The 1,456-nt window shown below is 66.0% G+C and carries 1 protein-coding gene; it reads right to left on the bottom strand.

Features of this window, described 5'->3' with window-relative positions; genetic code table 11:
• Window positions 1-8: 8 nt before the first annotated feature.
• The gene (locus ACZ3IJ_RS36195) at window positions 9-1,220 is read right to left on the bottom strand and encodes an IS110 family RNA-guided transposase (protein WP_467475472.1); all 1,212 of its coding nucleotides are present in this window, start codon (window positions 1,218-1,220) and stop codon (window positions 9-11) included.
• Window positions 1,221-1,456 lie beyond the last annotated feature (236 nt).

The following is a 1,456-nucleotide window of genomic DNA, read 5'->3' as shown; positions in this document are numbered from 1 at the left end:
GGGGCATCTCAATAACCGGTGTCAAGCGGTAGGGGCATCGGCGTGGAGTGGGTGAAGGTGCGTTTGTCGCGCAGCATGGCCCACAGAACATCGACTCGGCGGCGGGCCAGCGACATGACGGCCTGGGTGTGGATCAGCCCTTCGGCTCGCTTCTTTCGGTAGTAGTCCTGCGAGGGGCCGGGCAGTCTCATCGCGACGAGCGACGACATGTAGAAGACGTGTCGCAGACGGCGGCTGTAGTGCTTGGGTCTGTGCATGTTGCCGGTCTTGCGGCCGGAATCCCGGGGCACCGGCGCGAGCCCGGCATGGGCGGCAAGGTGGCCGGCGTCCTTGTGTGTGGACATGTCGCCCACGATGGCGAGGAGTTCGGCTCCAAGGACCGGGCCCATGCCGGGCAGGGACTCGATGATCACGGCTCGCTCGTCGGTCCGGAACAGCGCCGCAACCGTCTTCTCGTTGTCCTTGATCCGGTCATCGAGTTCGAGGATGCGGTGGGTAAGGTCCCGGACGAGCTGGGCCGCCAGGTCCTCGCCTGGCAGTACCGTGCGCTGGGCACTGGCGGCCTCCACGGCGCACTCAGCGAAGCTCTGCGAGTTGCGGACCGCTCGGCGGGCGAACCAGGCTGCCAGACGTTTCACGCCGATCCGGCGGATCGCTGCCGGCGTCTGGTAAGCGGTCAGGAGGATGAGTCCCGGCCGCTTGCGGTAGTCGAAGGCCCGCTCCAGCGCTGGGCTGATGCCGACCAGGACCTCGCGGAGCCGGTTGATCAGACGGACTCTTTCATGGACCAGATCGGCACGGTAGCTGACCAGCAGCTGGAGCCCGCTCTGAAGTTCCACCGAGGGCTCGACCGGCCGGAAGTCCCGCCGCATCCGGGCAAGGTCAGCGATGATCCGGGCATCCTTCGCGTCCGTCTTGCCCTCGCCGCGGTAGGCCCCCGACATGCGGTTGACCGTCTTGCCTGGGATGTAGACCACCGGCTGGCCGTCCGTGAGCAGCAGCGCAAGCAGTAGGGCGGCTGGCCGGCTGGAGATATCTACCGCCCAACGAACCTCATCGGCGCATTCACGCGCGGTCGCGATGAGCTGGAGGATCTGCGACTCGTCGTTGATCACCTTCGTTGAGAACACCGTCTCGCCGTCGGCGTCGACAGCCACCGCCCAGTGGTGTCCCTTGCCGACGTCGATGCCGACCCAGATCCGCTGATGCTGCGTGCCCAACCTGCACCCCTACCCCTTGTGACCTGTACGTCTGTGGTCCGAGGGACACCCCGCTGGCGAAGCCTTAGTCAGCGATGGGCCGCAACTCTCAATCAGCAGTCAGAGCATCCAAGGGAACCGGGCGGCCATGCCCCGCGAGCCATGGTCGGCACTTTCGTCATCAGCCACACCCGGTTCCCCCGGACCACGACCAAACTGCCCAAATCCCCTTGGGACCACACCACTGGTTCTAAGGC

The sequence above is a fragment of the Streptomyces sp. NPDC013317 genome, from assembly GCF_055563155.1.
This window is presented reverse-complemented; position numbering and strand designations above follow the sequence as displayed.